This window comes from candidate division KSB1 bacterium, from assembly GCA_034506255.1.
GTDB lineage: Bacteria > Zhuqueibacterota > Zhuqueibacteria > Zhuqueibacterales > Zhuqueibacteraceae > Coneutiohabitans > Coneutiohabitans thermophilus.
On the sequence record JAPDPX010000004.1, the window covers coordinates 344,288 to 368,624 of the forward strand.

The 24,337-nt window shown below is 59.7% G+C and carries 12 protein-coding genes and 3 pseudogenes; 10 read left to right on the forward strand and 5 right to left on the reverse strand.

All coding sequences use genetic code 11. From position 1 onward, the window contains the following. The first annotated feature begins 672 nt into the window (after positions 1 to 672). The 6 genes and pseudogenes from ONB52_09895 (at position 673) to ONB52_09920 (ending at position 7,511) form a co-directional block, all read left to right on the forward strand. Positions 673 to 3,279 (forward strand): DUF5666 domain-containing protein, encoded by a 2,607-nt coding sequence (locus tag ONB52_09895; protein MDZ7416450.1) that lies wholly within the window; start codon positions 673 to 675, stop codon positions 3,277 to 3,279. 454 nt (positions 3,280 to 3,733) lie between these two features. After that, the gene (locus ONB52_09900; GenBank protein MDZ7416451.1) at positions 3,734 to 4,645 is read left to right on the forward strand and encodes an ATP-binding protein; all 912 of its coding nucleotides are present in this window, start codon (positions 3,734 to 3,736) and stop codon (positions 4,643 to 4,645) included. 116 nt (positions 4,646 to 4,761) lie between these two features. After that, a pseudogene (locus tag ONB52_09905) lies at positions 4,762 to 5,597 on the forward strand (site-specific DNA-methyltransferase). Positions 5,598 to 5,731: 134 nt separating this feature from the next. After that, positions 5,732 to 6,341: pseudogene (locus ONB52_09910) on the forward strand (BglII/BstYI family type II restriction endonuclease). A 58-nt stretch (positions 6,342 to 6,399) separates the two neighbouring features. Beyond that, positions 6,400 to 6,714, forward strand: a complete 315-nt coding sequence (locus ONB52_09915) for a hypothetical protein (GenBank protein MDZ7416452.1) — start codon at positions 6,400 to 6,402, stop codon at positions 6,712 to 6,714. Between the two features lie 110 nt (positions 6,715 to 6,824). Continuing rightward, positions 6,825 to 7,511, forward strand: a pseudogene (locus ONB52_09920) (zinc metallopeptidase). A gap of 373 nt (positions 7,512 to 7,884) precedes the next feature. Here ONB52_09920 and ONB52_09925 read toward each other — a convergent pair. The 4 genes from ONB52_09925 to ONB52_09940 all read right to left on the reverse strand — a co-directional run bounded on the left by ONB52_09925 (position 7,885) and on the right by ONB52_09940 (position 13,327). Beyond that, the gene (locus ONB52_09925; protein MDZ7416453.1) at positions 7,885 to 9,258 is read right to left on the reverse strand and encodes an SPOR domain-containing protein; all 1,374 of its coding nucleotides are present in this window, start codon (positions 9,256 to 9,258) and stop codon (positions 7,885 to 7,887) included. Positions 9,259 to 9,389: 131 nt separating this feature from the next. After that, entirely contained in the window at positions 9,390 to 10,304 is a 915-nt protein-coding gene (locus ONB52_09930; GenBank protein ID MDZ7416454.1) for a YihY/virulence factor BrkB family protein, read from the reverse strand. A gap of 3 nt (positions 10,305 to 10,307) precedes the next feature. Further along, the gene (gene typA, locus ONB52_09935; GenBank protein MDZ7416455.1) at positions 10,308 to 12,152 is read right to left on the reverse strand and encodes a translational GTPase TypA; all 1,845 of its coding nucleotides are present in this window, start codon (positions 12,150 to 12,152) and stop codon (positions 10,308 to 10,310) included. A 440-nt stretch (positions 12,153 to 12,592) separates the two neighbouring features. Beyond that, positions 12,593 to 13,327: an SDR family oxidoreductase gene (locus ONB52_09940; GenBank protein ID MDZ7416456.1), complete on the reverse strand. Its 735-nt coding sequence runs from the start codon at positions 13,325 to 13,327 to the stop codon at positions 12,593 to 12,595. A gap of 933 nt (positions 13,328 to 14,260) precedes the next feature. Here ONB52_09940 and ONB52_09945 point away from each other — a divergent pair. From ONB52_09945 to ONB52_09955, 3 genes are all read left to right on the forward strand, one after another. Further along, positions 14,261 to 16,969, forward strand: coding sequence for a tetratricopeptide repeat protein (locus ONB52_09945; protein ID MDZ7416457.1), 2,709 nt, complete (start codon positions 14,261 to 14,263; stop codon positions 16,967 to 16,969). A gap of 128 nt (positions 16,970 to 17,097) precedes the next feature. Continuing rightward, the gene (locus ONB52_09950) at positions 17,098 to 17,757 is read left to right on the forward strand and encodes a hypothetical protein (protein ID MDZ7416458.1); all 660 of its coding nucleotides are present in this window, start codon (positions 17,098 to 17,100) and stop codon (positions 17,755 to 17,757) included. Positions 17,758 to 17,825: 68 nt separating this feature from the next. Further along, complete coding sequence (locus ONB52_09955; GenBank protein MDZ7416459.1) at positions 17,826 to 18,632, forward strand: hypothetical protein; 807 nt, start codon at positions 17,826 to 17,828, stop codon at positions 18,630 to 18,632. A 546-nt stretch (positions 18,633 to 19,178) separates the two neighbouring features. Here ONB52_09955 and ONB52_09960 read toward each other — a convergent pair. Continuing rightward, positions 19,179 to 22,238, reverse strand: a complete 3,060-nt coding sequence (locus ONB52_09960; GenBank protein MDZ7416460.1) for an Ig-like domain-containing protein — start codon at positions 22,236 to 22,238, stop codon at positions 19,179 to 19,181. A 511-nt stretch (positions 22,239 to 22,749) separates the two neighbouring features. On the opposite strand from ONB52_09960, the gene ONB52_09965 reads away from it, so the two are divergent. Then, positions 22,750 to 23,883 (forward strand): hypothetical protein, encoded by a 1,134-nt coding sequence (locus ONB52_09965; protein ID MDZ7416461.1) that lies wholly within the window; start codon positions 22,750 to 22,752, stop codon positions 23,881 to 23,883. Positions 23,884 to 24,337 lie beyond the last annotated feature (454 nt).

The window sequence follows — 24,337 nt, forward strand, 5'->3', positions numbered from 1 at the left end:
AAGCAAGAACCAAACCAGACCCTGGCCGCAACTTTCTCGCGAGGTCGAGGTCACTTGCCAGTTCGATACCAGAGCATGCCGCAAATATAGAGATTCGCCATCGAATTTCAAGAACAAACCTGGCTGTTAGCAGCCGGCTTATTTGCGAAGCCAAGCCCAGTGGGCAAGGCTTGCGCGCCCAAGCCAATTTTAAATGCGCAAATTTTGCCCAGCATGGCCTGAAGGAGAGAAGCCGTGTAATGCTAATTCTGAACTTATCGTTTGCAGATAATCGACACAGTAATGGCATCGAGTTTGGATGCGCGGTATACGGACGGATTAATCAGTGTCTTTCTGAAAGCGTTGTCCTCGGCTGAGCCGGGGGCCCTCAAAAACCAGATGCCGTGAAACAGTCGGGATTTGAGACAACGGCCAGGCCGCTGCAGGAACAGTCGTAAAAAGTCAGCGATTTCAGACCCTATCACCTGTTTTTTTACCATCACCTCACAGCATAGAGAGGCTAATGACATGTTGCGACGAAAGCCACACACTTTCGCACTTGGGCTGATAGTGGCGATGTGGGTGTTTTCGTCTGCTGGCACAGTGGCTGCGCAGAGTTTGCAACTTTCACGTCACAGCGATTACTCGACGTCTGACGGAATTTTTGCCTTTATTGACACTTTGCATGTCCGTGTGATTGCAACCAACATCAATTACTTGGATCTGGAGAAGAACGAATTCGAGTTGCAACCCGCCGGCGGTGGCGACAGTCGGAAAGGCAGTTTTCTCAATCATCTGAATGGCAGTTATGAAGCCCGTATTCCGCTGGCTGATTTGAACCAAAGGTATAGCGCCTGGGTGTTTCGTGCGGAAATCCGCGATCATCGCAACGGCCAGTTCAAAGCCGAAGTGCCGATCGTGATTCAAGCCCGGCCCGGGGTTGGTGATTCGCTGCTTGTCACCGGCCGGATCGAAGTGGCCACCAGGGATTATATTATCTTGTCCGGCAACAACGTGATCCATCTCGACAATCGCACCCGGGTGATAGAAGGCGGCCGGATCCTGTCGCCCGGGGACTTGAAGCCGAATTGGAAAGTGCAGGTGCTGGCGGAGCGTCGCTCGGACGACAAGCTCTGGGCCCGCTTCATTGTCGTGCTCGATCGCAGCTCCTCCTACGAAATCGAGACCAAGGGCTATGTCGCAAGCATCGTCGATTCGGTGGTGACCATCAACAACATTGCCTTCCGCGTCGTGGCCACCACCAGGCTGCTGGATGAAGACAACGATCCCGTGTCGCTCGCCGCCTTCAAGGTCGGGATGGAGGTGCAGGCCAAAGGCACGCATCTGGCCAGCGGGGAGGTGATCGCGCTGCGCCTGAGAATTGAAGATGAAGATTACAGCGATCACGAAATCGAACTCACCGGCCATATCGCTGCGCTGATTGACAGCGTCCGGCGCTATGTGGTGGTCGGCAACACCTCCTTCGAAGTCACTGCCAGCACGGAGATCCTGGGCTTCGACAATGAACCGATCACCTTTGCGGATTTGCATGTCGGGGAGCTGGTGGAGGTGAAGGGCCGGACCCGCAGCAACGATGTGCCGCTCGCCACCCGCATCGAGCGCGAAGACCAGAACGGCAGCGACCTCGAGCTCGTCGGGGTGATCACCGCAGTGGGTGATTCCAGCGTGACGGTGAACGGCGTGCGTTTCCGCATCACTGCGACCACCATTTTTCTCGACGAAAACAACAACTTCATCACCTTCAGCGCGCTGCGCACCGGCATGGTTGTGGAAGTGCATGCCGATATTCTGCCGGGCAGCACACCGGTCGCCACCCGCATCAAAATCAGAAAGCAGACGCCGCAGACCTTCGAGATCAAGGGCTTCATCTCACAGATCAGTGACACGAGCGTGACCGTGCTGGGCCTGACCTTCCTGGTGGACAGCAGCACCGAAGTTCGCGACGAAGACGACTCCCCCGTGCCGTTTTCGACGCTGCGCACCGGCATGCTGGTGGAAGTGAAAGCCTTTGTCGGCACCGACCAAAAATTCCACGCCACGCGCATCGCGATCGAAGACTTTGACCGCGAAGAAATCGAGCTGCGCGGTGTCATCACCAATTTGAACGGCATCGAAAAATACGTCGAAGTCAGCGGGCTGAAGTTTTTTGTCACCTCCAGCACCGTCATCACCGACCGGCAGGGCAATGCGATCACCTTTGAAACCCTTGCCATTGGCCAGGTGGTGGAGGTGCATGCCCGGCAGGAAGCCGGACGCTGGCTGGCCACACGCATTCACGTGCAAGATCGCATCGCTCCCGTCGTCGAAATCGTCGGGCGCATCGAGCGCATTGTGCGCAATGGCGGCGACACGCTTTATCTCTTCAACCGTCCCTTTGTAGTCACCAATGCGACGGTGATCGTCGACCGCCAGAAACAGCCGATTCCGTTGGCAGCGCTGCAGGTCGGTGACTTCGTCGAAGTGCGGGCGCAACTCATTGCCGATCAAATCTTCATCGCGCTGCGGGTGGAATTGCGCAATCCGGCCGGTAATGTGGAGTTCGAGTTTACCGGCACCCTTACCGCCCTCAGCGCTGCGGCGATCTACGTCGAAGGCATCGAGTTTCAGGTGAATTCCGCCACCGTCTACCTCGGTCCGGACAATCAGCCGATCACGATCAACGATTTGCATCCCGGCATGACGGTCGAGGTCAAAGCGCGCCTGCAGGGCGGCCAGTTCCTGGCTTCGCGGGTGAAAGTGCAGGATCGGCGTGCGCTCGCCGGCAGCCTCACCCAGGTGAGTGGCAACACAATTCACGTGCAGGACTTGCCGCATGTGATTACCACCACCTCCCTGCTGTTTGACGCACAAAACCAGCCGGTGACGATGAGTGCCTTGCGCCCCGGTCAGCAGGTCGAGTTGGTGGCGCAGGTCAATCAGTCCCAGCTTGAAGTGGTGACGCTGCGCATCGTTTCCAGTGGCATTACCGGCGTGCAGGAGAACCATTCGCCGGCAGCCCCGGGCAGCTTTGCGCTGTGGCAGAACTATCCGAATCCGTTCAACCCATCCACGGTGATCCGCTTCGCCCTGCCGCAGGCGGGTCAGATGCGGTTGGCGGTTTACAATATACTCGGCCAGCCCGTCCGCACGCTGATGGAAGGCGTGCGGCCGGCTGGCGAATTCCAGGTGACCTGGGACGGTCGTGACAATCGCGGCCGGCAGGTGGCTTCCGGCGTCTACTTCTACCGTCTGGAAGCTCAGGGCCAGGTGCAAACCCGCAAGCTGACCCTCATGCGTTAGAACTTCCACCGTTACCCCACCCCCACACAGCCCAAGGGCGCGGCGTTCCGCTGCGCCCTTTTTGTTTGCTTGCCAGCCTCGACCGAACTTTTGCTTGCTTCTCCAGACGCATTTCCATACTTTTCGCCGTACGCCGGCCCATTGAATGCGCAAATTTTTGCGAGCAGGGATGATCAACGCGGGCGGGTTGCCGGTATAATTAATCTCCATCCGAAGGTGTTTCGTCCCGGCGGAAGCGGCATTTCCGCCATCGCGCGCGGTGGAAATGCCGGGGCTTTCCGGCCGCAGCCGGGCAGTGGCAGGAACATTTTCGTGAAAGTCCACGCGTGCGAATGGGTATTGGCCAGGCGCACTTCCGACACGGCGGCCGCACCCGGCCGGCATTACTCCTCGCATGGGTGCCAGTCTTGCGCCCGCATGCCATTGGGCAGAACCAGGTATCCAAAATTCTGTCATGAAGAAGCCACTTTTTTTCGTGGAAACAGTCGAGGGACCGCCCTTCGTCATCAAGCTCCACTTTGACACCAATGCGCCCATGCCGGAACTGGTGGCCCGGCTGGCTTCCTACTTCGAGATGACTTTGAGCCAGGACAAGGTGAACTATGTCATCGACATGGAAAACGTGCTTTTCCCCTCCACCAAACTCATCGCGCTGTTGATTGCCACCGCAGCGCGCGTGCGGCTGCGCAATGGCGACCTCAAGGTCGAAAACCTGCCGGAAACCGCCAAACACAAGTTCAAGGCATTCAACGCCTGGGACTACCTCATCGAAGACCCCGATGCCCCCGCCTGGCCCTCGTTTGCGGGCAGCAGTATCTGGCATGAGGAAGACAGCGTGCAGGCACTGGCTGAAATCGCCGAACCGCCGGTGGTGCATGAGTTGCAGGAGACATTGCATGGCGCCGCACCCGCGGAGACGGCGGTCACCAATCCCCCCGGGTTGGAGAAGGTGAGCTCCTACTCCCTGCGTGTGGAAAGCACGATCGCCAATCTCTATCAACTGTGTGATTTTGTGGTGGAACATGCCAGACAGGCGGGCATGAATGCGCGGGAAATCGGCAAGATTCGCATCGCCGTCTATGAGGCCTGCCTGAATGTGATCGAACACGCCTACCATTCCAATCCCGGCAACTGGATCGATTTGTCGGTGCACTACAACCCCGAGAAGTTCATCATCGTCATTCATGATACCGGCCTGAGTTTTCAGTTGAAACCACCGGCGGAATACGACGTGCAGGAGGCGGTGGCCAAACGCCGCACCGGCGGCTTCGGCATGCACATCATCCGCCGCTCGGTCGATCATCTCGAGTATCATCCCGATAATGTGCATGGCAACCGGCTGATCATGCTGAAGAATTTGCGATAAGCAAGAGAGTGATGACTGTTCAGGCTTTGGTCAGGAGCGGGAGGGAATGCCATACGTCAAGGATGCCGCCCGTCCGAAGCCTCCGCAAAGGCATTACAACATCCTGGAGGAGTGGAATGAAGTCATACACGACGGCCTTGTTCAGCCCAAGGCAAGAAGTTGTCGATAAGTTCTCGCTGTCGGAATCAATAGTCGTCCACCCAGGCGACTGTCTTGATCTCCTGAGAACCATACCGGATGAATCGCTTCAACTCATTGTCACATCGCCTCCCTACAACATTGGCAAGGAGTACGAGAAGAAGCTCCATCTCGATCTTTATCTTGAACAGCAAGCGAAGGTCATCGCGGAGTGTGTGCGCGTTCTGTCTGCCCGGGGCAGCATTTGCTGACAGGTTGGCAACTATGTTGATAGAGGCTCGATTATACCCTTGGACACCGTGCTTTATCCGATTTTTGCCAGTTTCGGCCTGAAGATGAGAAATCGCATTATTTGGCATTTTGAACACGGCCTACACTGCAGTCGCCGTTTTTCGGGAAGATATGAGACCATCATTTGGTTCACCAAATCCGATGACTACACCTTCAACCTTGATGCGGTTCGGGTACCTCAAAAGTACCCCGGGAAAAAATACTTCAAAGCCCCAAGGCCGGCCAGTATTCGTGCAACCCCCTCGGCAAGAATCCCGGAGATTTGTGGGTGATTCCCAGTGTCAAGAGTAATCATGTTGAAAAGACCGAGCACCCATGTCAATTCCCAGTTGAACTGATAGAACGGTTGGTTTTATCCTTGACAATTGAAGGTGACTGGGTCCTTGATCCGTTTCTCGGGACCGGAACCACAATCATCGCAGCCATTCGCCATAAGCGCAAAGGCGTGGGAGCAGAGACCATTCCTCAATACGTTCAACTTACTCATGCAAGGATCCAGCAAGAACTGGATGGAACCCTGTGAATCCGCCCGATGAATAGGCCCGTTTATGATCCTTTTGAAGAAGGGAATAGACTGACGATTGTTCCCTGGAAAAAGTGCACTGGATAAATCACCCTTTTCGAAAATGATCTAAAACACAGAGAAACGGAAAATCGATGAAGATTGCTGAAACTTATTCCCATCTGAATGGGCTTGAATTCCTTCAAGTTCACAAACCGGCCTTATGGCAAGGAATAAAGTCAGTCATTAGCAGCGTGGACGCCAATGAGCGCTGTACTAAAGTTTCCAAGGAAAAGACCAAGAGAGGAAAGCTGTTGTACAGTCCGATTAGTATGAACGTCCAATTCAAACGCTTGTTTTGCAGGAAGTCTTGGCAAGAGAGCCGCGTGAGCTAGTGGGTTACTCGAAGTGAGAAATTAGTCCGAAAGACGCTCGCAATGACAGCGGAGCAACAGAAGCGCGAGATTGAAGCTGCAGGTGAAATTCCGATCTTCAGTTACAATCAGACAGACTTCATCAAGGATCGAGTCGCCGTTGAAGTGCAGTTTGGCAAGTATGCATTTGTGGCCTATGATCTCTTCGTCAAGCATCTTGCCTTCTATATCGGTGATCACATTGATGTTGGTGTGGAGATTCTTCCAATGAAATCGCTGCAAAGTCAAATGAGCTCTGGCATAGCCTACTGAAGGGGAGTTTTACAATGTAGTCCGGCAGGGCAGAGGAGTGCCGGCAGTTCCGCTCATTCTGATTGGCGTAGAACCTTGAAGGCATTAAGAACGGACAATTCCCAAAAATCTGATCGCTAAGCATGAACTCCCCTGACATGCCATTGCCCACGACCGCCGCCCAAAACGAGCACACCACCGGCCACTCCAAATCCTCGGCGCGTTCGCGTCTCGATGAAAAGCTGGCACACTGGCGCAAGAACAAGTATCGCACGGCCGCCTGGTTTTTGCTGCTGGGAATTCTGGGAATCTTTCTGCCGGTGATTCCCGGACTGTTGTTTTTGGGAATTGCATTCTGGTTGATTTTCCCCAAGACTGCCGAGAAAATTTGGGGCGATCTCAAGCGCAAATTGGCGGGTGAACGAGGTGGTGGTGTCTCGCCGCCCGCAAACCCGCCGGCGGAGGGGATATGAACAACTGAATCCTGGGACTCCGCGGTGCGATGCGAAACTCGCATTTCGCGTGCCACGCTTCAGTTTTGCAACACTGCTTTAATAAGGTTGTAAAATTCCGGGGGCAAATCATGCCATTCTTCTTTTCCACCCTGGATTTGGTTCTGCTGGTGCCGGCGATGTTGTTCGCCCTGTGGGCGCAGTGGAAGGTGAAAAGCACCTACAACAAATAAAGCGAGGTGCGCTCACGCTATGGCCGCAGCGGCGCGGAAGTCGCCGCTTCTCTGCTTCACCGCAACGGCATTGGCGGGGTGAGCATCGGTCGTGCAGAGGGCCGGCTGTCGGATTACTATGATCCCACCCGCCGGGAAGTGCGGTTGTCGGAACACAATTTTGACGGCAATTCCATTGCGGCGCTGAGCGTGGCGGCTCATGAAGTCGGGCATGCGATTCACCACAAGCTGGCCTACGGCCCCCTGCATTTCCGCACCGCTTTGTTTCCCGCGGCCAATATTGGGTCATCGCTGGCCATGCCGCTGGCGCTGCTCGGCATTTTCATGCGTCTGCCGCTGCGGCTCGATATTGGCATTGTGCTGTTTGCGGGCGCGGTGTTGTTTCAGCTCGTCACGCTGCCGGTGGAGTTCGACGCCAGCCGGCGCACGCTCGCGCAACTGCAGTCCGGTGGGTATCTCGCCAGCGATGAAATCGGCATGGCGAAAAAGGTGTTGACCGCTGCCGCTCTCACCTATGTCGCCGCCGCGGCGGTGGCTGTGATTCACCTGGTGCGTCTGCTGATGTTGCGTCAGGGCGACGAGTGAGCCCCGCCGGCAAACGACACGACACGTGTCAGGATGGGTTGGAAGCGCAGGCCGCCGGTGCTTGCCTCTGCGTGCGACGGTTTTATCCGGCCGTTCCATTACTTGGGCGGATCAAGTTTGCTGGCAGGCAGGCGAAATCGGTGGGGGATGACCGCAACAAGCGGGGCTGTTTTCGAGCTCGACAAGCACGCCCCATTTTGTGCGGAAGGTCGCAGGCGCACTCGTTGGTGTCTGTCGGCAAACGCCGCTCTCACCCGGTTGAGCCGGGAAGGCTTAAAGCCGGAGGTCGTGAAGATGCCGGGGATTTTGAGACAACGGCCCGGCCGTTGCACGAACCGTTGTTGAAAAGTCAGGGATGCCGGACGAGCACCATTTATTGCTGCGATGTGGCAGGAGCTTCGTAGTTGGTCACGAAATATTCACTCACGATGCCCGCGGCTTTCAGGCTGTCGGCTGCCGCGCGCGCCTGCTCTTGCGAAGGATAGCGGCCCACGCGGATGGCATACCAGCCTTCCACATGGCGTGGCGGCACGATATACACTACCAACCCCGAGGTTGCAAGCGCCTGCCGCATTCGTTCCGCGCGGCGGCGTTCTTTTACCGCACCAACTTGAAATGAAAAATAACGTTGCTGGTCAATGGCTGGTGGTGAGGGTGCCGGCGGGGAAACTTTGCTGGCGGGCGGCTCCGGCCAGGCAAGCAGAATGAGCAACAGCACGGCCCCTCCAGTGACGGCCCACACCCAGCGTTGATATTTCCGCAACCACGTGGCAGCATACAGCCGGCCCTCCCGCAGGGCGAGCATGAGGGTTTCCAGTCGTTGCCGCATGGGCGGGGCGGGGGCCGGCCGGCTTTCCGCCCGCCAGCGTTCGATCTCCTCCGACGACAGCAGGGAAGCGCAGGCTGCGACCACGCGCGCCAGGGCATCGTCACGCGGTATCAGCCGATACGCCTCATGCAACTGGTAAAGGGCGCGACGCACACGCGGATCCTCCCCCCATTTCGATTGAAAGGCACGCACATAACACCATGCCGCGAAATCGTCACGGCGTTCCCGCCCCAGGATTTTTTCCAGGCACAGTGCAAGAATCCGGTCGCTCAGGCTGCCGTCGTGTGCCAGGTGGCTGGCATAGAAATATTCCGCGCGATGATGCGTGCTGCGGTTCTCCAAAAAATGCCGCACGAAAAAGTTGGCGAGCGCCTGATCGCCGGGATTGTGATCGAGCAGCTCCTCGGCGATCGCGGCGGTGCCCATGGTCAGCCGGGGTTGATTCAGCACATAAGACTTGAGGGCGTAGTAGGCTTCCTCGACGCGCACGCCTTCCCGCAGCGCCGCCAGCAGTTGCGTGCGTGCATGCGGGTCCTCGAGATGGCTGGCATAGAAGGGGAAGTAGCTGCGCCGCAGCGCCTGCCCGCATTTTTCCTGCTCACGCGGCGAGAGCAGGCCGCTGTCGAACAAACGCCGCAACAGCGGCAACATTTCGGCCATATGATCTTCCTGGCCGGCAAGCAGCAACTCCCTGCCGCGTTCCTCCAAAAAGGCAAAGCGCCGGCGAGCGATGCGTGTGAGCACCGCACTCACCACGGGGAAGAGGGCCAGCGCGAGGATGACGATGATAATGGTGTCGGGAAAATAGCTGCCACGGAAGAGCAACTCGTGCAAAATCCAGAGCGTGACAAAGGCGATCAGGGGGAGCAGGAGTATGCTCCAAAACAGGCGCAGGACAAGCCAGCGATACATAACCATGAGGGGGAGGCGTTCCCGTTCGATTCATCTCAACTGCCGGAGAAACGAGGCCTGGTGGCGCGGCCGTAAACCGGAGACACGTCATGGGCACAAATAACGGCTTTTCTCCACAAAAGCAAGCGCGCGGTCGTTTACGCCCGCCGCGTGGCGCGGCCGGTTTCGTCGCGCAGGGTGTCGGGCCGACGCGCCGGGGCCGCTTTTGCGACGGCCGGCTGGCGCAAATCATGCCAGGCGCTGCCCAACTCCGCGCCGGCCACAAAGATGATGGCGGAATAGTAAATCCACAGCACCAAAATCACCAGCACGCCGAAGGAGCCATACAGCACGTCGAAGCGGCCCAGGTTGGCGAGATAAAGGCCAAAGAGCCACTTGGCGAGTTCCCACAGCGCGGCCACCAGCAGCGCCAGCGTCATGACGATGCGGGTGGGAACATGGCGCTCAAGCGGCAGGCGATAAACCAGGAAGAACATCCCCGTGGAGGCGGCAAAGGCCAGCGCCAGCGCGATCAAATTGTTCAGCCGGCTGAAATCATAGCCCCGCCCGCTCAGCCAGCTCGTCAGCCAGTTTTGCAGGTCGGTGATGACATAGGAGAATCCCAGCGAGAGAAACAGCAGCGCGCCGGTGAGCACCACCATGCCGATGTCGAACAGTTTGCCGGTGACATAATTGAATGGCAGCTTCCGGCGAAAGGAGATTTCGATGACGGTGCGAATGCCGCCGAAGACGCGCGAGGCCGCCAGTAGCAGCGAAATCAATCCCACCGCGCCGATGATCTTGCGATCCTTGATGAAGTGCTGCAAACTGTGCTGCAGCTCGGAGAGCGTGACCGGCAGGGCGCGTTCGAGAAAGGCAAGAATGTCCTGGTGCATTTGCTCAGATGACTCCAGCACGTAGCCGGAGAGCGAGAGCAGAACCAGCAGAAAAGGCAGTATGCACAGCATGAGATCGAAGGCGAGGCCGGAGGCCAGAAAGGTGCCGTAATCCCGGTCAAAGCGCCGGCCGGCCTCCTGCAACACCTGCCAGGCGAATTTCACTGCGCGCATCATGGTTCACGCCACCAGGGGTTCCTCCGCGGCGCCTGCCAGGCGTTTGCGCTGCGCCGCGCGTTTGTCTCCATCCAGCTCCAGCTTGCGCAGACGGATGTTTTCCGGGGTGACTTCCACCAGCTCGTCCGCGCCGATGAACTCGATGGCCTGATCGAGCGTCAATAATCGCGGGGGGCGCAGCGTCTCCGTGCTCTCCGCCGTGGAGCTGCGCATATTGGTGAGCTTCTTTTCGCGGGTGATGTTCACCTCCAGATCCCCGCTGCGATTGCGCTCGCCCACCACCATGCCGCCATACACCGCGGTGCCCACATTGACGAAAAATTCGCCGCGATCCGCCAGGCTGAGCAGAGCATAAGCCGTGACGCGGCCGGCACGATCGGCAATCAGTGCGCCGGTGGTGCGTTGCGGAATGGCGCCGTGCCATGGCGCATAGCCGTCGAACAGGGTGTTGCAGATGCCCGTGCCCCTGGTGTCGGTGAGAAACTCGTTGCGGTAGCCGATCAGCCCGCGGGAGGGCAGGCGAAACTCCAGATGCACCCGGCCGCTGCCGTGGTTGACCAGGTTGAGCATGCGGCCTTTGCGCCGGGACAGTTTCTCGGTCACCACGCCGATGAACTCCTCCGGGATGTCGATGAAGAGATGCTCCATGGGTTCGAGGAGCTGGCCGTTTTCCATGCGGGTGAGCACGCGCGGCCTGGAGGCCATAAACTCGTAACCCTCGCGCCGCATGGTCTCAATCAGGATGGCGAGCTGCAATTCGCCGCGGCCGCAAACTTCGAAGGCCTCGGCGCGCCCGGTCGGCCGCAGGCGCAGGGCCACATTGTGCCGCGCCTCCTTTTCCAGACGTTCGCGCAGATGGCGCGAGGTGAGATAGCGGCCCTCCCGGCCCGCGAACGGGCTGGTGTTCACCGAAAAAATCATCGCCACCGTTGGCTCGTCGACATTCAGGCGCGGCAACGGCCGGGGATTTTCGAGCGCGGTGATGGTGTCACCGATGCGCACATTTTCCACCCCCGCCACCACCACGATGTCGCCGGCAGTGACGCGGTCCGTCGGCACCCGTTGCAGACCTTTGAAGGAATAGAGCGCGGTGAATTTGACGGGCCGGCGTTCGTCATCCGCCGCGCACAGGCAGTACGTCCTGCCCATCTCCAGCACCCCGTGGCGCAAACGGCCAATGGCCAACTGGCCGACATAATCATCGTAATCGAGATGGGTGACGAGAAACTGCGGCACGGCGGTGTCATCGGCGTGCGGCCCGGGAATGGCCTGCAGGATGGTTTCGAACAGCGGCCGCAGGTTCGTCGAACCGTCGTCCAGCCGGCGGTGGGCCACCGCCTGTTTGGCATTGGTGTAGAGGATGGGAAATTCGAGCTGGACCTCGCTGGCATCGAGATCGATGAAGAGGTCGTAAATCGCGTTGGTGACCTCCTGAATGCGCGCATCGCTGCGATCGATTTTGTTGATCACCACGATCACCGGCAGTTGCGCCGCCAGCGCCTTTTTCAGCACAAAGCGCGTTTGGGGCAGCGGGCCCTCACTGGCATCGACCAGCAGCAGCGCGCCATCCACCATGCTGAGCGCACGCTCCACTTCGCCGCCGAAATCGGCGTGACCCGGGGTGTCGACGATGTTGATCTTGACGTCCTGAAACCAAATGGCGGTGTTCTTGGCCAGGATGGTGATGCCGCGCTCGCGCTCCAGCGCCAGGCTGTCCATGATGCGCTCACCGGTGAGTTGATGGTCGCGGAAGGTGCCGCTTTGCTTCAGCATGCCGTCGACCAGGGTGGTTTTGCCGTGATCGACGTGGGCGATGAGGGCAATGTTGCGAATACCGTCTTTTGTCATAAATTTACTGCAGACTCCTTGCAAGGGGTTGGGAGCCGGCCGGGGCCGGCTGCTCATTTTCAAAAATGAATGAATGGACGCACCGGGAAACGCAAGCGGCAATAATACGAAATAAACTCCACAATTGAAAAGGCAATTCTCTGCCAAATGCCCGGGCCGGTTCATCCCTCGCAGCAGGCGTAAAGCGGTTCTGCGATGACCCCACGAAATGCGCAGCCTGTTGCTACCCCACCCCGCCGCCATCAAAGTTCCGGAAATTGTCCGCTGCTCGAAATTCGGCACGCGACCTCCGGCTGGAGGAGTTGTCTCTGCCGGACAAGAGATCATGGCGCCGGAGAAAGGCGCGGGTGATGTGCAGAAGGCCAATGTCCTGGGCCGTGTCACAAACCTGCCGGGCCGGATCAGCCTCCCGCGGGCTGCCGCGCGCTGACGCTGCGCCCCTAAATTCCCCAGCCGCCACTCAGGTGAATGTTGGTGCCGGTTACGTAGCCGGCTTCGGGAGAGAGCAGAAATTTCACCACCGCCACGGCATCCGCCACCGTACCGGCATGGCCCGCGGGAATTTTCTGAATTGTGTTCTGCAACCCGGCGGGCAGCGCCGTGCCGGAATCGATGAAAGCCGGCGAGATGGCATTCACTGTAATGCCGTCCGGCGCAAGCAGTGTGGCAAACGTGCGGGTGAGGATGAGCACGCCGACCTTGGCGATGTAGTGCGCGGTCAAATTGGGCTGGCTCGCCAGTTGGTCGGCATGCACGATGCTGAAGTTGACAATCCGGCCCCAGCGCCGGCGCTGCATGCCGGGTGCCACCAGGCGGCTGAGATAGAACACCGGATGCAGATTGTGAGCGAACATCTCCTGCCAGCCGGCGGGGGTCTCCTGCAGCAGCGGTACACGATGGAACGCGCCGGCACAATTGAGCAGGGCATCGATGCGGCCCCAGCTTTCTTCGACCTCACGCACGCATGCCGCCGCCGCTTCGGGATCGGAAACATCGCACTGCCGGCTGATGACGCGGCGGCCCAAGGCGGCAATCGCGGCGGCGGCGCTCTCGGCCTCGACCGGACTTTTGCGGTGGCACAGCGCAATGTCCCATCCGGCCTCCGCGAGCGCCAAACCCAGCGCGCGGCCGATGCCGCGGCTGCCGCCGGTGATCAGAGCAACTCTCTCAGGCATGCCAAATCTCCTCTCTTCTTTTGCTGCAGGCGGGACTTGCGGTCACCTCCCGGTTGCGGATCAAATAAGGTATTTCCGGCCACAAGGGCAATCGCAAAGTGGAGCGTGCCGTAATGCCGCAGTTACCTGTGAGGCGCAGCTATAACCTGAATTTTGCATGCGGGTTTGCTGTTCCCTGGAATAAACGGCGTGCTCACCAAGCTCCGCCTGTTATCCCGTTCGAAGTCAAGCCAGACTTTTTTCGAATGTGGCGCGGCCCGGACTGCGAAATTCGCCCGTTTGCCGAAGGTGTTACGGCTTTTCTCCCACGAAATGGCTTTTCCGTGGGATTTCTGCTTTCGTGGGCGGAGGGTTTGTGTTTGATCCTGACACCGCGGGTTGCATCGCGGCTGTGCTGCCTGAATTTTGCATGCGGGCTTGCCATTGTCCGGAGGAAGTGGCGTGTGTGAAGTGCACCCCGGCCGGAGTTGACAGCGTGTTTGCCTGCAAATTTTTGCAGCACCCCTTGGGTGGCTGGGCATCGCGATGAAAGCGGCGTTTCTCGCGGAGGAGATCAACCGCGGTGCAAAATTCAGGAAGTAACTGAGGCATGACATGGTGCTGCGCGCGAAAATTAGTCTTGGCAATATGGTCTCATATTCACTATCTTTTTTTAGATTGGATGTTGACTTGTGTGGGTACCAAAGGGCAGGACGCCGGGCGCCGGCCTTGCACGAAAATGCCTGCCGGGTCATGTTTTTTCCCCACGAAATGGTTTGGCGTGATTTTCACGGGAGGTTCATGGGGATCCAGATTCCAGATTCCAAGGCGCATGCCCGGCGGTGTGCGGATCAAATGCTTTCCGTCCCCGCCACTGCAGGTTTGCCCACACCGATCAGCTTGCACCTTTTTTTTCAAATGGTAACCTCCGGGACTCTGTATTGTGGAATGATCATGGCTATCGCCAGGCTGTTGCCCCGTTTCATCCGTCTGCTGTGGTTGATTGCTGCTCCTGCTGTTTTTTCCCAAACCTCCGTGACAATACCTTTGCGCAGCACTCCCGAATATCAGGAATTTCTTGCGGCACAACGGCTTCATGAGAGCGGGGAATATCAGGCTGCGGCGGCGCAGTTCGAAACCTTCGTGCAGCAGCATCCTGGCAGCCCGGAGGCTGCGGCGGCGCGCTTCCTGCTCGCGGAGTCCTGCCTGCAGCTCAAACAGTATGAGCGCGCGCTGGCCGCATATCGCCAGGTGAAGGATTTGCATCCCGACAGCCCGCTCGCGCCGGCCGCGTGGTACCACAGCGGCTTTGCGGCGTTTCTGCTGGGGAAGTGGCAAGTGGCGGTGGGCACGCTCACCCGCGCGCTGGCGCAATACCCCGGGCATCCGCTGGGCGAGCGGGCCATGTTCTTGCTGGGCGAAGCCCATTTGCAGCAACAAGATTATGGCGCAGCGGTGGCCGCTTATACGCGCCAGTTGGAGAAATTTCCGCACGGGGGGTTGGCCGCCGAGGCGCTGCATGGTTTGGGGCTGGCGCATCTTGCCCGTCAGGAGGATGAGGCTGCAGCGCAGGCTTGCGAGCGGTTGCTGCGCGAGTTCCCGCAACATCGCTTGTACACCGCCGCACTGCTGGAACGCGGCCGCATTGCGGTTGCGGCTGGTGACACGGCACAGGCACGCGCGCGTTTTTTGCAGGTGCTGCAGCATGATGCCGCCGGCGCCGCGTCCGCAGCAGCAATTTATGAGCTTGGCCTGCTGGAATTTCGCGCGGCACACTATGAGTCCGCGGCCCGGCATTTTCAGGCGCTCCGCGACCGGTTTCCGCAAAGCGCCAATGCTGCGGCTGCTGCTTTCATGCTGGCGGAATGCCGCCTGGGTATGGGAGAATATGCGGTGGCCGAGCAGGCTTATGCCGCCGCCCTGCAATTGCATCCCGGGGATCCGCAGGCAGCGCACGCCCGTTATCAAATGGCGCAGGCGCAATTCAAGCAGGGGAAATATGAGCAGGCGGCTGCCGGTTTTCAACAAGTGCTGGCGAGCAATCCCGCGGCCGCGCTGGCGGTCGAGGCCAAATTCTGGCTGGCAGAGGCGAGCTACCAGGCGGGTTGGTCGCAGCAGGCCGACCAGCATTTCGAAGAATTGCTGCAACAGTGGCCGCAGTCCCCACACGCCGGCCGGGCCAGCTATGCCCGGGGATGGTTGGCTCTGGAGCGCAAGCAATTGCCCGCGGCTGCCATTTTTTTCACGCGCGCGGCCGAGCTCGGTACCGATCCGGCGGACCGCATTGCGGCGCTGTTGCATGCGGGTGAGGCTTACGCGGCACAACGGCTGTTCGACCTGGCGATTCAGCAATACCGCACCGTGCTCAATCTGCAGCCGCTGCCCAGCCAGGAGGCGGAGGCACATTATCAAATCGGCATGTGCCAGTACAGGCGCGAACAGCTCCGGCTGGCGATCGAGAGTTTTCAAGATGTCGTGCGGCTGCATCCCCAGTCCCGGCGCGCCGCCGCCGCACAGCTCATGACCGGCCGCGCCTGGTTTCATTTGCAGGACTATCAGCAGGCGCTCGGCGCTTTCAGCGCAGTCCTGATCCACTTCGGGGACAGTGAGCATGCCGCGGAGGCGCAGTTTGCGCTGGGCGAATGCTATTTGCGCTTGCAGCAATATGAACAGGCGCGCGCCGCCTATCAAACGCTGCTCGATACACACCCCCACAGCGAGCGGTGGGAGGAGGCGGTCACCGGCATGGCTTGGGCTTTGGCGCAGCAGGGCCGCCGTGACGAGGCGGTCGCGGTGGTGGATAAATATCTCGACCGCTGCAACGACCCTGCGATGGTTGCGGAGCTTTTGCTGCAAAAGGCGGAGTTGTGTGCGCGGTTGCGCCGCAACGACTGTGCAGTGGCGACCCTGCAGCGCCTGACGCGGGACCATCCCGCCACCCCGGCCGCGCAACAAGCCTGGTTCAAAACCGGCTCCTGTTTCGAACAAGACGGTGAATTCGATCAGGCCATCACCGCCTACTTCGAGCAGGCGCAGCGACATCCCGCCTCGTTTTACAGCGCCGAGGCGCTGTTTCGTGCCGCCAGTCTGCTGGAAAAGGCCGGTGATTTCGAGCGCGCGTTGCTGGCCTGTGAACAATTGCGCGTCATGCATCCGCTGCATCCCCTGGCAGTGCACGCTGAATATCGCGGCGGCCTGATGGAAATCGCGCTGCAGCGATTTGATCAGGCCCGTGCCCGCTTTACCGCCATGCAGCAATCCCGCCGCGCCGCAAATGTGCAGGCCCTGGCGTTGCTGGGCCTGGGCAGGCTGGCGCTGGCGGAAGACAAGCCGGAGCAGGCGCGCGCATATTTGCGCGCTGTGCGCGCCGTGGCAGACTCCGGGATCGCGGCCGAGGCACAATTCGAAATCGGGAAGAGTTTCGTCCAGCAGCAGCATGACCGGCAGGCCGTGGCGGAATTTCTGTTGCTGCCAGTGCTTTATGGCAGATATCCGGAATGGGCGGCGCAAGGCATGCTGGCCGCCGCGCAGGCCTGTGAACGGCTGCAGGAATATGACCGGGCGCGCCGCCTCTACCGGCAGGTGATCGAGAAATTTCCCATTCGGCCGGAATGGGTGCAGGCCTCGCAACAGCGGCTGGTGGCACTCAAACAAAAGCGTTGAAGCCAAAGTGACGGCGGGAGGAAAATGTCGGTGAAAGAGTTTTTAATTTTCCATGCAACTCTGCTGCTGCTTGTCAGTCTGGGCTGGTGCTGGCTGGAGGGAAGGTCCGCCGGCCGCGAGGAGGCGTGATGGTTGCCGGCCATTTTGCCGTTGCGCTGGTGATCAAGGCCCGCGCCCCGCGCGTGCCCTCGCTGTTGCTGCTGCTCGCGGTGCAACTGCCGGATTGGATCTGGTTGATTCTCGCCTGGCTGGGAGAAGAGCGCGGCCGTTGGATCACGGCCACCGGCCTGCCATATTTGCAATTCGATTACGCGCCCTATTCCCATTCGCTCTTTTGGACGGTATTTTACTCGCTGGTGGTGTTCCTGCTGTTCATTGGCGCGCGTGAGCAGCGGCATTGGGCCGTTCCCCTCAGCCTGGGTGTGCTCTCGCACTGGCCGCTGGACTGGCTGGTGCATCACGCGGATTTGCCCCTGGCGAATTTCGGCCCGCTCATCAAGCTGGGGCTCGGGTTGCAGAGCCTCGCACCGGGCGCGGCGCATGCGCTGGAATTGCTGCTGCTGCTGGCAGGCTGGGGCGTGTACTATCGTTCGCTTCGTCGTGCTGCCGACCGGCAGCGCGTTTTCGCCCGGCAGGGGTTGCTGTTGCTGCTGGCCGCCTGGCTGGCGCTGCTGCTGTTCGCCTCCTGGCGGACTGCAGTGTATTCGGCTCCGTCACTTCTCGCTGACGAGGTTCCGGTATGCTGTTCCCGCGACGGTTTGCCCGAAGCAGCAAAAGCGGTGGCATAACCGTGCAATTCATGACTCGAGACCCCGGCACCGTCCGAGTGAGATTTTTTTCAGAACCAGGAAAATCCGTGCCCCGTTGGGTTCAACAATCTCCGTGGCTTCTGCTGGTGTTTACCCTGTGCTGGTGCACCAGCGTGTGGCCGCAAAGCAGCAATATCGAACGCAGCGCCGAGATCAAGCGGGCGTTGCAGCGCGGCGAGTTCCAACTCGCCACCGCGCTGGCGGACAGCGCCATTGCCCATTTTCAGGATTTCACGCCGGTGGAGCTCGCGGAGATTCATGCGCTGCGCGGCCTGCTCGCCCACCAGCGCAGGGAATCGGCCGCGGTTGATGCCCATTTCCGCTCGGCCCTGCAATTGTCGCGCACGCTGCAGCTCGATCCGATCTTTTTCTCACCGGTGTTGCAGCAGCGCTTCGAACAAATTCGCAGTCAGATGCCGCCCGCCGCCACGTCGGTGCAGGTCGAAACACGCTATCTCATGATTCCCGATCAACGCGTGGATGCCGCCTGGCGCTCCCTGGTGCTGCCGGGTTGGGGACAGCGCTTCAAAGGGCAAAAGATCCGCGGCCAGGTTTTTCTGTTTTCCACCGCCGCGCTCGCCGGCGCCACACTCACCGCCCACTTTCTGCGGGAGCGCGCGGAGGAACGTTACCTGCAGGCCAACGCGGCGGAAGTGAAGGCCCGCTATCGCACCTTCAATCGCTATCATTTGCTGCGCAACAATCTGGCACTCGGTCTGGCCGTGGTCTGGGCGGCCTCCAGCCTCGATGCCTTGATCGTGCGCGCCATCCCGCCGGAGAAAAGCGGGGCGGTTGACACGCGCCTGCAATTTGCCGCCGATACAGCGGTGCTCGCTCTCCGAATTTCCTTCTAACCAAAAGCCTCCCTCCGCAAATGCCGTAGCGCAGGCTGCCTGCAGACAAGATGAGGTCTGCGCTGCATTTTCATTGTGAGGGGCGTGCAAAGCCACAAGGCAAATTACCCTGAAAACATCATCTTGGCTGCAGAGATTTTGGCGACGCTGATTTGTCCCGTTTGCCACTGCTCAAAATCAGCGCGACAGTGCGTAAATCAGCCTCCGGCAAATCGAGCCGAAAAACAGTTCGAGAGAGGACATTTTCATGGGAAGAAAAAGCGTGCCGTCTTTGGCAACCGGGCGGGTTTCATACTGTCTAAATTTTCATGCTGGCTTGCTGTTGTCCGGAAGAAAGGGCGTGTTCACAAAACTCCGTGAGGAGTGAACTGTTTGTAGACATGGGAATCCTGCGTGTCTTTAAACCCCTTTGGGAGTGGCCTGTAGAATTTCGGATGATCCGGAAAAATTTCCGGGCCGGCGGTAAAAAAGGGCCGGCATCTGAAAGCCGGCTGACCCGGCACACGCAAAAATCGAAATCGACATGCAAAAGAATGCGCCGAGGCACTACCGAATAAGTGCCAGCTTGCGGGTGGCGCTCATTTCTTCGCCGGAGTCTTGCAGCCGGGCGCGCAGCACGTAGAAATAAACGCCGGAAGGCAGAAGTTGACCGGTGTCGTCGCGGCCATTCCAGTGCGCGCGATGCAGCCCCGCGGGCAGGTTTTCCGCCAGTAACACGCGGACTTGCCGGCCGGCCAAATCATAAATCCGCAGCACCACCTGCGCCGCCTGCGGCAGGGCGAACTGCATCACGGTGGCGGGATTGCAGGGATTCGGCGAGTTTTGATACAGAGTGAATTGTTGCGGCACCACCTGAGGGTTCTCTGCCACACCGGTGGTTGAATCCACACCCTGCGCGATGAACTCGACACTCACGCTTGGCAGCGAATCCAAACTCGCGGCCAGACGGTTGGTGCCCGGCAGCGGACCCAGGCGCCAGTGGGCTTGCGCCACGCCGTTGCTGTCGCTGGACACGGGGCTGTTTTCCACCACCGCGCCGCCGCCCGCAACCACCGCAAATTTCACCCGGCTGGCCTGCACCGCATTGCCGAATCTGTCGCTCACGCGTACGGCCACGGGCTGTGCCAGCACTTGATTCACCCGGCCGGTTTGGTTGTTGCCCCCGGTAATCGCGATGTGACTGGCCGGCAATGCGATGAAACGCACCACCAGGCTGTCAGACAGGATGAGATCATCTGAAACCACCCGTGCCTTCACGATCTTGCGCTGGGCGCTGGTCGAGCGCAATTCTGCGAACGCCACCCCCAGGCTGTCCGTGGGCTTCTGCGGTTGCACGATGTAATTGTTCCCGCCCGTGGCGCTGATCACCACCAGTTTGCCCGCCACGGGATTGTCGAAGTCATCCCGCAGCATGATTCGAAGGAGCGCGGCAGTTTGGCTGTCTGCCGGCACAACTGTTCCGTTGACCAGCGTGATTTTCGAGCGCAAGGGACTCACCGCGCCGGCAATGGCTGTTGCCACGAAACTCAATGGCGCGGAGGCCAGCGGCTGGCCGCGGAATTCCGCCGAAGCCGTGACGCGCTGCCGGCCGGCCACGCTGCCCAGCGTCCACTTCACTGCGGCATATCCCGCGCTGTCGGTCGCGACCCGCCGGCGCGGCTGCCAGCCTGTCAGCGAACCATTCCCCTCCACGACCTGGAACAGCACCGGATAATTCCGCAGCGGCGCGCCCAGGGCATCCCAAACCCTGACGACCAAAGGCTGCGGCAACACGGTTGCACTCGCTGCGCTTTGCCGGTCGCCACTGACGACGGCCATCGTCTCCGGTTTGGCGGTGAACAGAGTGAATCTCACCTTCACGCTGTCGCTCACCGCGCTGTCCGGCCGCGCCGTGATGCGCAGCGTGTCCCCATAAACCTCCTCCGTCAGCACGGTTGCGCTTGCCAGCCCCAGGCTGTCAGTGAACACGGTTTTTTTGTGCAGACGCTGCTGTCCTTGCACAAAATGACCGGCGCCGCTCACCACCTGAAAAATGACGGGCTGGTGCGCGAGCAGATTGTCGAAGCGATCACGGACTTGCACGCGCAGCGGTGCCGCCGGAGAATGGACCGAGAGCAACTGGCTGTCTGCGCTTGCCTGCGTCAGCCGCGCCGGTTTGCCGGCACGCGCGGTGGCCGTGCAGGCAATCGGCGAACCAGTGAGCCCCGGCGCGCGAATCTCGACCTGTACGACTCCCGGCAACGTGCCGAGCGTGAGGGTGGCTGCCGCCTGGCCGCTGCTGTCGGTGGCGATGGTGTCCTGAGTGGCGCCGTTGAAGGTGCCGGCACCGTTTGTCACGACGAATTGCACGGGATGGCCCTTGAAGGGCTTGCCATATTGATCCCGCACCATTGCCACCAGCGGCTGCGCCAGCGCCAGACCCACTTCGCCACTTTGGCTGCAACCGCTGACCAGGCTCAACTGCTGCGCCACGGCGCTGCGCGTGGTCGTCGCTTCCACCACATTGGACATGCCGCTGCCATTGCTGGCCTCATCGAACACCCGCAGGGCGAAATAGTAGGTCGTCTGCGGCTGCAAACCGGTGACGGTGAAGGTTTGCGTCATGCCGGCGGCCAGCGGCGCAGGGGGATTGGGCACCAGCGTGGCGGTGCTGAAATTGTAGGCGGTAATCGGCCAGGTGGCATAACGAATCTCCAGGCTGTTGGCACGGCCGGCGTTTTCGTTGTCGCCGGTGGCGGTCCATTGCAGCGTCACTGCGTTTTCCGTGCTGTCGATCGCGCGCAAATCCTTCACGTCTGCGGGCGGAATCGCGTCACTCTGTACCCAGGTGATGGTGAAATCGTCAACCTGGTTGTTCAACTGCTCGCCGTGAATGAAAACGCCGGCATACCAGTAGTTGTCCTTGGGGAATTCCCTGGTGCTGTCCTCCACCGTGGCATCCCAATCGTTGTTGACGTAGTAATCGAAGTACACCGCTTCCGGTTCCTGACGGATATAGGCGGTGACCACGTCACCGGCCACCGGGTTGGCATGCGCCGGCTCCTGGTCCACGGATTTGCCCTCGCGGGGATAGTATTCCCACGTGCCGTTCTTGATGATCCACAACCAGACCTGGTTCCAGTTGTTGCGATGCCACAGCCAGTAACCGCTGGCGGAGGCGGAGGCATCATCGAGCATGAGCGCGTGTGCGCCTTCGCGGATGCCCAGGGCATCGGCGTTTTTACCCCAGCGGTAAGAGACGGAGGTGATGGTGCGGCCGGGCTGGTTGAATACCGGCTTGAACACTGCGAGATAGCGCCATTCGTAGATGGCTGCCGGTGTGAGCCACAACTCGCCGTCGACGATCTGCCAGTATTGCGGATCACAGGCCCAATCCGGCCCCACTTCACTGCGGTTGAAATTGTCCACCACCCGCAGCGTGTCCATGCCGTTGCTGCTGGTGAGCCATTCGAGCTGCAAATAATCCGACAACCCCAGCTCACGCCGCAAGGCCGCCACGTGGGCCGGTTCTGTTTTGCCTGATGGGGGATCGGAAGGGGAGGCCGCCGCTGTATTCACCCACAATGCCGCACACAGTCCCACAGTCGCAAGGAAATCGGTTCTCATCGTCGGTCCCCGGTATGTTTGAAGGAGAGTCGGCCCTGGATCGCCGCCTTGCGATGCCCCAGACCCTTGCCGCGCCTGAACCGGAATCGACATGCGCGGTTGGACGACTGCTGCCCTGCCCTGGCATGCTTCCAAAGACAATACTAACGGTGGGCGGCGGTGACTGCGGAGCCTGAAGGGCCGAAAAATTTTGTCAAAATCCCTCTTGACAAAATGAGGCTGTTTTTCCAAACTATCAGTACTCAACTCCAGGGCTGCTGCGTGCAATGCCCAGGCATGCCGGCTGATCAAGGACCCCGGGCATGCCGGCATCCCCCGATGCCCGCAGGACAATTTCATCATTCCCCGTTCGAACAACGCGATCCATTCCGGCAGGGGAGGTGGGCCGTTCGCGGCTTGCGCCCACCCACCGGCTTTTTATTCTTCTTGTGGCAATTTCTGCTGCTGCCAGACGCGCCGGTCATGGTGTGCGGCTTTTGAGACGAACAAGAATCGTTGGGAGGAAGGTGACATGCTGAAGAAGAGCGCATGGCTTGCGGGTGTCGCGTTTTGCCTGTGGGTGTTGAACAGTTGCAATCCCAAAGCAACGCAGCACCCCGGCGAAACAGATCAATATGGTTGCAAGGAACCACCCCCCTCGGTGTTCACCGCCGCCGGCATCGACGCCGAGTTCGCACAATCGAAGTTCGGCCAAATCGTCACCGGCGACATCAATATCAAAACCAATCCCGAAGTCATTTCCCTGGCAAGCAAGGCGGTGATGGATTCCCGCATCTTCAGCTATCTGCGCTGTCTGGCAATCCGTCGCGACGGCTACACTCTGGAACAGGCCGTCTATTTGGAGGAATTGTCCAGCTTCATGCGCACCAATCCGACTGCCGAGCAATTCATCAGATGGAAAAATGAAAATCCCTTTCCGGGGAGCATGACCAGTGCGGAGCCTCCCGCTCCATCAGACGAGCTGGTGCAAGCCCGGGAAAGGATCCGCCAGTTGGAAGCGCAACTGCAGGAAGCCCAGTCTCAGTTGAAGCAAATACAGGAATCGGGGTGGACCGAGATTGCGCGCGCGAACGGCTGGGTGTCCAAAAACGAATGTGACAGCGCGTGGAAAAGCAGGAAGGAGGAGGGCAGGGACAGGGAAGGCCGGCGGATTCGGTTGAAAATCAACACGCTCACGCAGGAATACCGCTGGGTCTTTGAACGCTCTGATCTGGTGGAAGCCTTTGCGCCGCCGGTTGATCCCAGAGTGCATGTGAGGGAACTGAACATCAGCGGCGCCAGGCATGGCATCATTTGCGTTGGCACTGCCTCCTCCGAGGGCGAAAGAGGAGATGAAGAGTCCCGTGCCAGAAGCCGCGCCGAACGGCTGCAAATCATCTTCCGCGAGGAATTCCAAAACCTGCCGCCGCTGTACACCTTAAGCCTGGGCCAGTTTCGACATCCGCGCCCCACTCTCGACCCCCGGGCAACACGCGACGAACGTCGGGTGATTGTTATCGAAATCCTCGAACGCGAGGACAACGTGAATCTCAGAGAGGCTCTCAAGGATGCCCTGCTGAAAGCCATCGAGAGCACCCGGAGCGAGGGCGCCCAGCCGTTTTGGGATTTTCGCGACTACACGGCGTTCGATCTCTACGGGGGCTGAGCCATCGCAAAGCATATCGCCTCCATGAAGATTGCCGAGCCCCAAAAGCCCTCGCGAAAACCGCATGGTCTCTCTCCCTCCCGACGTTTGGGGCCATGGTCTTTTGAGGCGAAGCCGCCAGGGTGCAAAGGTCGCAAAGATTTTGAACCCCCAAACCACCAGCCGGTCCCCCTTGCGTCCCGCTTCCCGGTGTTTTGGAGATTTTGTCGCTTTGCCAAGGGGACAGAATGGGGGGCGATGCCTGGAGACTCTGACAAGCCGGGCTCGCCGCCCTGCCACCGTTCATCCTTCCTGACAAAAATTTCCGCAAAATCAAGCCGTTGTCGTTAGTGTCTGGACAAACGCAAGGCAGCTTTCGACAACCGCATGGGGCAGGGTGCAGCCGCATTGCCTGTCCGGACGGCAAGGTCTTCATCGCTTCCGTGAAGGCAGGCGTGCAGCGTTTTCTTTGGTT